General features: G+C 44.8%; 9 protein-coding genes. 3 read left to right on the top strand and 6 right to left on the bottom strand.

The annotated features are described in order from the left end of the window. The 5 genes from ABUA47_RS20660 to ABUA47_RS20640 all read right to left on the bottom strand — a co-directional run. Positions 1-1,592, bottom strand: a 1,592-nt coding sequence (locus tag ABUA47_RS20660) for a DUF6044 family protein (protein WP_349831968.1), incomplete at its 3' end; no start/stop codon positions are given. Between the two features lie 10 nt (positions 1,593-1,602). Then, on the bottom strand, positions 1,603-2,568 hold the full coding sequence (locus tag ABUA47_RS20655) for an NAD-dependent epimerase/dehydratase family protein (RefSeq protein ID WP_035448376.1): 966 nt from the start codon (positions 2,566-2,568) through the stop codon (positions 1,603-1,605). Positions 2,569-2,572: 4 nt separating this feature from the next. Then, entirely contained in the window at positions 2,573-2,902 is a 330-nt protein-coding gene (locus ABUA47_RS20650) for a DMT family transporter (RefSeq protein WP_227212738.1), read from the bottom strand. A gap of 23 nt (positions 2,903-2,925) precedes the next feature. Beyond that, positions 2,926-3,525, bottom strand: coding sequence for an HAD-IB family hydrolase (locus tag ABUA47_RS20645; protein ID WP_035448372.1), 600 nt, complete (start codon positions 3,523-3,525; stop codon positions 2,926-2,928). A gap of 9 nt (positions 3,526-3,534) precedes the next feature. After that, positions 3,535-4,416: a decaprenyl-phosphate phosphoribosyltransferase gene (locus ABUA47_RS20640; protein ID WP_171029016.1), complete on the bottom strand. Its 882-nt coding sequence runs from the start codon at positions 4,414-4,416 to the stop codon at positions 3,535-3,537. A 455-nt stretch (positions 4,417-4,871) separates the two neighbouring features. Between ABUA47_RS20640 and ABUA47_RS20635 the strand changes: the two genes are divergently transcribed. Beyond that, the gene (locus tag ABUA47_RS20635; RefSeq protein ID WP_178611677.1) at positions 4,872-5,504 is read left to right on the top strand and encodes a BT4734/BF3469 family protein; all 633 of its coding nucleotides are present in this window, start codon (positions 4,872-4,874) and stop codon (positions 5,502-5,504) included. A gap of 51 nt (positions 5,505-5,555) precedes the next feature. Next, on the top strand, positions 5,556-7,331 hold the full coding sequence (locus tag ABUA47_RS20630) for a DUF3987 domain-containing protein (RefSeq protein ID WP_035448368.1): 1,776 nt from the start codon (positions 5,556-5,558) through the stop codon (positions 7,329-7,331). A gap of 124 nt (positions 7,332-7,455) precedes the next feature. On the opposite strand, the gene ABUA47_RS20625 is transcribed toward ABUA47_RS20630, so the two are convergent. Then, on the bottom strand, positions 7,456-7,674 hold the full coding sequence (locus ABUA47_RS20625) for a DUF4248 domain-containing protein (RefSeq protein WP_005829478.1): 219 nt from the start codon (positions 7,672-7,674) through the stop codon (positions 7,456-7,458). Between the two features lie 208 nt (positions 7,675-7,882). On the opposite strand from ABUA47_RS20625, the gene ABUA47_RS20620 reads away from it, so the two are divergent. Then, positions 7,883-8,368 carry a DNA-binding protein gene (locus ABUA47_RS20620; protein ID WP_009038578.1) on the top strand — a complete coding sequence of 162 codons (486 nt, stop codon included), beginning with the start codon at positions 7,883-7,885 and terminating at the stop codon, positions 8,366-8,368. Positions 8,369-8,427: the final 59 nt, after the last annotated feature.

Below are 8,427 nucleotides of genomic sequence, written 5' to 3'. Positions count from 1 at the left end.
AGTATATACTTGCCGCCAAATTCATTGCGAAATACATCGGCATTAATAAGTAACTCAACCGATTGTTCACACTTTTTCCGAGTGGGCTGATAGTCCACACCTTCACAATAAAGGTAGCGGCGACCACCCCAAATATCATAGTAATGGCGGATTTCTTCGTTCACGTTGAGTTGTGGCTCAATCAAACGACGGTATTTCAACATATCTTTATAGGGATAGCAGGAAAGATATCCACCGATACAATTAAAACCATTGTACATCAATATCATTTCATGATAGCCTACAGCAGCTACCGGTTCACCTTTATAATTAATATCCTTCTTTATCTTCGTAAAAAGAGCTTCGTCATAAAACTCCTTCCAAGTGAGATGATCTTTCTTTAGTGAAGGAATCGTGTTCGCTGCTAATGAATAAATGGAGTCGTTATAAGTAGTACGCGACAGCATTATATAACCTAACTGGACAATCAGAATAAAAGGTACAATCCGTTTGAGATACCGATTACGCAAGCACATCATAAGGCTGGCGCTGAAAGCTACGTACCAAAAGAGACGGTTGAAGACAAATAAGCGTGCAAAGGAAAAACCATCTAGGGCGGAGATTAAATTTTTAAGGTCATCGAACCAAAAGGCTTCATCTGCTGCTGCTACGAATGAACAAATAAACGCCATGGTTCCACAAATAAAAAAGACAGATTGCTCTTTTGTAACGGTTTTGTTTCTTATCCACTGCCAAGCCACATAACAGCACGTAATAAAACAAACTGGAAATACCACGTATTTCTGAATGGTAGAAGCATGATAAAAACCCTCCACACCATACTGGTACAAACCAATAGCAATGTTGATTGGTTCTATAATAAAGTGATTCCGATTCAGGTCTTCACCAACGGCAAACTGCATGTAGAACAGTTTAAAGTTGAATATCACCACACCAATGCATAACAGTAAGAATGCCACAAATAGTGTGGAGTGAAAACGCTTGCTTTTTATTGAAGCGATAACCATACCCGCTAACCAAAAGCCACAGGCAAACAAAGCACTGCAATGAAACTCCATCAAGAAGGGGAGGAAAAGTGCCGCCAACAGCCACCATTTACTTCCTCCCTTATAAATATGATAAAACACGATACAAGCCAACGGTATGGATGCCACTGAGATAGACCAAGCAGGGATTACCGGTAAAATGGCAAAAAGCAGAGAAGTGAATAATAGGATTTCACGATGCTCCTTTCCAAATAATATACACTGCAACTTGTACATTGAAAAGAAGCCAACGAGCAATGAAATTAAATAAGTCAATACGTAGGCGACATAAGCCGGTAAGAGATAATAGGCAAAGTTCTGGATGGTAAAGCCTCCCCAGCCGAAATAGACAGCCGGTGTGTTATCCATGACTCCGGTAGATACATCAAAAGAGAAAAGTCCAACCTTTTTAGCAATTGACCAAAAGGGTGGAAATTGGTCTAAGTTATCATGAACAGTGATGTAATTGTTCTCCCCAAACAAAATAAAGGGAAGTATCATCATAAATAAAGCACCAAACACAATCAGCTTTGTAAAAAACAACACATTTTTATTCTTTAGTCTCATGGTCCAATTTTTATTGCTTTTTATACATTTGATACGCCTCCTTCAGCATATCCTCGTCATTATATTGAGGATGCCAATCCAAATCGTCTTCTGTCTGCTTAATATCAAGAATATACTCTTCATCTGCTATCATGAATTGTTCTTTGTACATGATGGTCAGGCCGATGCTATCAAAAATATTGAGTATAAACTTAACTAATTTCCCCGGGGTAGGAATCACAGCCGAGTGTGAATGGGCTGATGCAATTACACCTTTTAAAAGTGTACGTATATCGGGTGAGTTTTTGGAACCGAGATTGTACTCCTTATTAGGCAAACCCTTATCAATAGCACAGAGAATTGCACTCACACAATCGAATACAGAAATCATCTGATAGTGATTCTTTCCGTTACCAATGGTGGGAACAGGCAAGTTCATATCAATCAGTTTGAAGAGTTTCACCAATATACCCAAACGGCCGGGGCCGTTAATCATACGGGGACGGAAGATGGTGATATTCATACCCTGCTTCCGATATTCAAAGCAGATTTCTTCACATGCTTTCTTGCTCTGACCGTATGGACCGAAAGGATTTTGCGGATGTTCAATGTCAACAGGCAAGTATTGAGGTTTTCCGTAGGTCATATCTGTCGTGAACATCAGGTAATTTCGACATCCCTTGTTGTAAATCGCTTCAAGGATATTCCCTGTGCCAACAGTATTTACGCTAAAGAAGTAGTTTCTTCTATCACGGGGCACCTTGGTATGGTATTGATTAGCAGCAAGATTGATAATAATGTCATCCGCAGAAATGGGTATAGTAGACAATTGTTGCTTATCACGAATATCAGTCTGTCGATACTCGCAACCCTTTGTAACTCGTTCATCAAGGGTTGGGTGTAAGTCACATACAACCACCTTTTCATTTCTCTCCAGTAAGGCATTCGCCAAGTAACGGCCCACAAAGCCATTACCTCCAAATATAAAATATTTCATCTTGTCAACTTCTAGAGATTAAATAAACACCAACACAAATCACCATTATGCCAGCAATGCGTGTGAACGTCAGTGATTCATCAAAGAAATAGTAACCCACCAAAGCTGCCACCACATAGCCGATACTTAGGAACGGATAGGCAAAACTTACTTCTACTTTGCTCAATACAGCCATCCACATCAAAATGCTCACAGCATAACAAACCATGGCTCCCCACAACCAGAGGTTGGATATCATGGCACCCAAATTTTGCACCATGCCACTCATACCGACTTCACCTACAATCAGCATACCCTTGCGGATACAAAGCTGAGCAGCGCAATTTAGCAGCACACTAATAAGAATTAAAAGAATATTCATCTATTGAACTGTTTGTAATATGATTCATCCGAAAAAGCAAGGAGTTCCTTATCTCCTCGACTGTCTCCATAAACTACCAGTCGATATTGAGTTCTGTCAGGATAGAGCTGCAGCAAGCGTTTCACCTTCTCTTCGCCATAGCAATTGGCAGTAGCGAAACGACCCGTAAGGTGTCCGGTTCCTGATAACTCCAGCTGAGTCCCCAAAACTTGATTAATGCCTAAGCTCTCAGCAAATGGCTTTACCCAATTATCAATGCTGGCACTAATAACGACTATTTCATCGCCTCTATATAGGTGCTGTTTTATCTGTTTAACCGCATCCTGATAGAGCAAATTTTCACCTCTCTCCATAAAGAATCTATAACAGACTGCATCGAACTCATCCAAATTCACTCCTTTAAAAAAATAGGAGAAAATCATCTGCTTGGTCTTCCAATTGGGATAGAGGTGACACTTCATAGCCAACAACCAAGGCAGATGAAGCAAAAAGCCAAGATAAAAAGCTGTCTTGCCTTTTGCGAACTTGATGAACTCAAGCAGTGTATCTCGATTGGTAATGGTACCATCGAAGTCGAATGCAACAATCTGTTTCATCTTAGCAATTTAACAATAGAGTATGAGAATAAACGTCAATATCCAACCTATGATACAGAGTTGTACAAAGCGGTCTTTCATCAGCACCTTAGTGGGACTTCCACTCTTTACATCGACAATAGTGATTTGCAAATAGCGGACGATGCCTGCCAATACAAAGACGGAAGTGGCATAAAGGTATTGCGTATGCATGCGCTCCACAACCTCCTCACTCACCGTGTACATGATGTAACAAACCATCGTAATGCTAGCAATAATACCAATGGTTTGATTCATAAACTCAAGGTTATAGCGGTTGACGTTTTTTCGAGCCGACACTCCAGTTTCTTGGTAGATGACCACGTCATCCCGACGTTTGGCAAAAGCCAAGAAGAGAGCCAATAAGAACGTCATCAAAATAATCCAATGAGAGAGGTGAATACCCACAGCTACACCACCCACAAAAATGCGAAGTACAAATCCGAATGCAATGATAAATACATCAATAATCGTAATCTGTTTCAACTTCACACAGTAGGCAATATTAAGAAGTAGATAGAAACATATTATGCCAAATAAATACCATTTTTCCCTTCCTGTATAAGTAACAAGTAAAAGCAGTGACATTGTGACAAGTATCGCACTAATACCATATCCCATCCCTTTTGATATTTTTCCTGAAGCAATAGGGCGTTTACACTTCTTGGGATGTTGCCTATCAGCCTCTACGTCCCAAATGTCATTGAAACAGTAAATCGCACTGGCGGCAAGACTGTACGCTACAAATGCTCCCACCACTGCCAATAGTTTATCCAGATCCGTCAATTGACGGTCGAAAAAGAGCGGCAAAAAAATGAATAGATTCTTCAGCCATTGATGTGGGCGAAGAAGTTGAATAATTGACTTTATCATATAATTTATATAAAAGTGACTGAGAGCAAGGCACCTTCTCTTATTCCTTCTTTCTCACCTTAAACCATTCATCCAGCCACCCATTAATCACCCGCCTGATTTCCTCATCCTCCAAATCCCTGAAATAGTAGAAAATCAGCGATAAGTAGGCGCTTAGTCTTGCATCGAGCCCTTTTTTATATGGATATACGTTTTTGTACTGATATGAGCTTCCAAAGTAAGTTCCGCGATAGTAATCTTTCTCATTTTACGTAAAGTTTCGATAAAAGCACCCAATGAAGAGTGCATACAGTTTTCATTCATGTCAATTTTCGGTTATGTGAATTGTATAATAGTTTCTATAATGTTATAGATTGTTATTTATACTTTAGCCAGCTTAAAATCTTTTCCGTATACGGAAAAGATTGGGTGAAATAAGTTACCTAACTTTGCACAATAATTTTAAAAAACATACGATGAAAAACACTCTTAAAATGTCGCTATTCATGCCGCCCATCTCACCCGTAAAAGATGCGGCAACCGGAAAAAACGTAAAAAGCGCCACGCTGACTCCACTGCGGACTATGAATCTCGAGGAAGTGTACAAACTAATCACCTCCAATGAACACCTTGCCACACTGACACTTGCTGTAAGAAACGCCGCACTGCGAGGCGACGAAACCGCCTGCCGATGCCTAAAGCAGCAAACACTGCCCTACGTCACTCCCTGCGGCGTATTCACCCGACGACGGAGCGACTGCCTCACGGAATCCTCCGGCCTGGTTGTAGTCGATATCGACCACCTTGAATCCGCAGAAGAAACGGAAAACTTACGGCAACAACTGTTTGATGACCCCTATCTATGCCCTGCGCTGGTGTTCATCAGCCCCACCGGACGGGGCGTAAAAGCGTTTGTTCCCTGTCTTCACGGACAGAATCCTGCAGAAGGAATACAATGGGCCATGAACTACGTCCACTGCATGTATGACGCCGAAAACACACAACCCGGAAAAGGAGTGGACACTTCGGGGAAAGACCTCGTACGTGCCTGTTTCCTCTGCCATGACCCGAAAGCACTGCTCAGAAAAGTTGTGAACTTCGAATTATGAGTCATTGCAAATCACCGACAACAAATTACTAATTATAAATTACCAAATCCGATGGAACCACTATCTTCATTGCACCTTCTGGCCGAAGCAGTCAGAAATGCAGGAGCAGACATTGCTCCAACCTATCAAGAATATATACAACTGGCATTTGCCATTGCCACCGACTGCGGAGAAGCAGGACGGCATGATTTTTTAAGTCTGTGCAGCCTGTCGTCCAAGTTCGACCGACGGGCAGCCGACAAGCTCTTCAGCAATGCCCTAAAGACCGGCCGTAACGACGTGCATCTGGGAACCGCCTTTCATCTGGCCGAGCTTTGCGGCGTGAAGATTCAGCATGAAGCCGCACCCGCCATTGGTACACTTGGTACACAAAGTTCACCCCTCTCTTCTACCTCACACACACGCGCACGCGAGGAAGAGTCCGCATCGGGCATTGAACCACTGTCTCCATTACCCACTTTCGACGAACACCTCCACTGGCCTTATCCCCTGAATCGCATCATGAGCTGCGGAACCTCCCTCGCCCAATACGATGTACTGCTACTGGGTGCCATCACCGTATTGGGTGCCAGTATGGGAAAACACGTCCGATGTTCCTACGGAGGAAAAATGATGTCCCCCTGCCTGCAAACCTTTGTAGTAGCCCTACCTGCATCCGGCAAAGGAGTGCTCTCCTTGGTACGCCTGCTTGCCGAACCCATTCACGATGAAATACGTGGGCAGGTAGACGAAAGTATGGCATGTTACCGCCGCGAAAAAGCAAAATACGACACACTGGGCAAGGAACGTGGAAAAACGGAGACTCCCGTAATGCCTCTCAACAAGATGTTCCTCATCTCGGGTAACAACACCGGAACCGGCATCCTGCAAAACCTGATGGACTCCGACGGCACCGGACTGATATGCGAAAGCGAAGCTGACACCATCTCCACCGCCATCGGTTCGGAATACGGACACTGGAGCGACACCATGCGCAAAGCCTTCGACCACGACCGACTGTCCTACAACCGCCGCACCGACCACGAATACCGAGAGGTAAAGAAAACTTATCTTTCCGTACTTCTGTCAGGCACCCCCTCACAAGTGAAACCACTGATTCCCACTGCCGAGAACGGGCTCTTTTCCCGCCAGGTATTCTACTACATGCCTGCCATACATCATTGGCAAAACCAGTTCGACCGCAATGACAGCGATCTTGAAGATACCTTCAAGGCTCTGGGCATGGAATGGAAGGACAAACTGAAAACCATTGTCATGAACGGAATATTCACCCTTCACCTTACGGACGGACAGAAAGATGAATTCAACCGGCTCTTCTCCCGGCTTTTCGTACGCTCCGGACTGGCCAACGGAAACGAGATGTCAAGCAGCGTGGCACGTCTAGCCATCAACATCTGCCGCATCATGGAAGTGGTGGCCATGCTCCGCGCAATGGAACAAGGGGAAATCACCGCCTCGCCTTACGTGTCACCCGACCCTCACACAGCCACAGACAATCTGAAAGACCACATTGTCAGCCGATGGAATCTCCTCATTGCTTCCGATGACTTTCATGCCGTACTCTCACTGGCCGAAAGCCTTTACCGGCATACCACCCATATCCTCTCCTTCCTGCCCAACACCGAAGTGACAAGCCGCGGCAATGCCGACCGGGATGCGCTGGTAGGCAGCATGGAAGAAGAATTCACACGGGCCTCTTTCCTGCAGAAAGCCGGAGAGATGGGCATCAAATCGGAAACCGCCTCCACCTGGCTCAAACGTATGCAGAAACACGGGCTGGTGGAAAATGTAGATGGCAAGGGAAACTACCGGAAACCAAAAGTCTGACATTCACTTCGCTTCACGCACGCGTATGTGTGTGAGGCGAAAGGATGGATGAACCTCTGTACCAAGTGTACCAACCTCACCTTTACGCTTCCCGGCCTGACCTTTACGCCATTCAACCTCAGGTTTAAGGCTCTCCAAGTGCAGCCACTATCAGCCGCACCTGGGCAGGCGTATAAGAGCGGGAACGGGAAGAACCACCCAAGGCGGAAAGTCCGTCACGCAAATCGGGACAAAGGTCTATCCAGTGTTTCAGTTTGCGGAAGGCAGCCTCCGGACAAAGATTGGGACAATAGATTTGGGCCAATTCGGTACGCCCGTATGTACGTATGACAAAAGAATCCATAGTTGACAGTTACGATTTATATTTCATCAAAAGTAACTATAAATCATGACATTATCAAACTTGCAAGCGTAAATAACCGACTAAAACAGACCCAAACAGACGAGAACCTGCAAAAACCGGCAAACGCCCATATCCACAGCCTTATCTTTGCATCGTTGAGTTCAACACAGCAAATGTTTTTATCCTTTAACTTCTAAATTTTAATTGTATGATTCGTTACAAAAAGTATCAAGTGACGGGCGAAGACAGCCCACTGAAAGGCCTCTGGTATGCACGCCCCGTAATCGAAGAAACCTTCGACATCGAAAAGCTGGCCAAGCACATGTCCAATCACAACACCCCCTATTCGAGTGGTGTCATCAAGGGAGTACTGGCAGACATGGTTTCCTGCACCAAAGAATTGATTCTGGACGGCAAGAACGTGAAACTGGATGACCTTGCCATCTTCTCCGTAGGAATCGTCAGCAAGAAAGGGGCGCAATCCGCTGCCGACTTCTCGCTGGCCAACAACGTGAAGGGGCTGAAGCTCCGCGCCCGTGCCACCGGCGAACTGAGTAATGCCCAAATCAACCTGGATGGACAGCTGAAGGAATCTTCCCTGTACACCGTAGGCGGAAAAGCTCCCGATGGCAGTGGTTCCGACGGCGGTTCCGGAGGAAGTGACGGTGACCAGGGCGAGAATCCGTTAGGATGAGAAGCTGTCTCTTATACACATCTCCGAGCCCACGGGACGGAGTACCATCGCGTTTGCCG

Source organism: Bacteroides sp. RTP31139st1_H2_RTP31139_211217 (genome assembly GCF_040227615.1).
Taxonomy (GTDB): Bacteria; Bacteroidota; Bacteroidia; order Bacteroidales; family Bacteroidaceae; genus Bacteroides; species Bacteroides uniformis.
This window is presented reverse-complemented; position numbering and strand designations above follow the sequence as displayed.

What these genes read in the sequence shown, in the direction of transcription:
- ABUA47_RS20655 (WP_035448376.1), bottom strand. Translation starts at nt 2,568, where the DNA reads ATGAAATATTTTATATTTGGAGGTAATGGCTTTGTGGGCCGTTACTTG.
- ABUA47_RS20645 (WP_035448372.1), bottom strand. Translation starts at nt 3,525, where the DNA reads ATGAAACAGATTGTTGCATTCGACTTCGATGGTACCATTACCAATCGA.
- ABUA47_RS20640 (WP_171029016.1), bottom strand. Translation starts at nt 4,416, where the DNA reads ATGATAAAGTCAATTATTCAACTTCTTCGCCCACATCAATGGCTGAAG.
- ABUA47_RS20635 (WP_178611677.1), top strand. Translation starts at nt 4,872, where the DNA reads ATGAAAAACACTCTTAAAATGTCGCTATTCATGCCGCCCATCTCACCC.
- ABUA47_RS20630 (WP_035448368.1), top strand. Translation starts at nt 5,556, where the DNA reads ATGGAACCACTATCTTCATTGCACCTTCTGGCCGAAGCAGTCAGAAAT.
- ABUA47_RS20625 (WP_005829478.1), bottom strand. Translation starts at nt 7,674, where the DNA reads ATGGATTCTTTTGTCATACGTACATACGGGCGTACCGAATTGGCCCAA.
- ABUA47_RS20620 (WP_009038578.1), top strand. Translation starts at nt 7,883, where the DNA reads ATGATTCGTTACAAAAAGTATCAAGTGACGGGCGAAGACAGCCCACTG.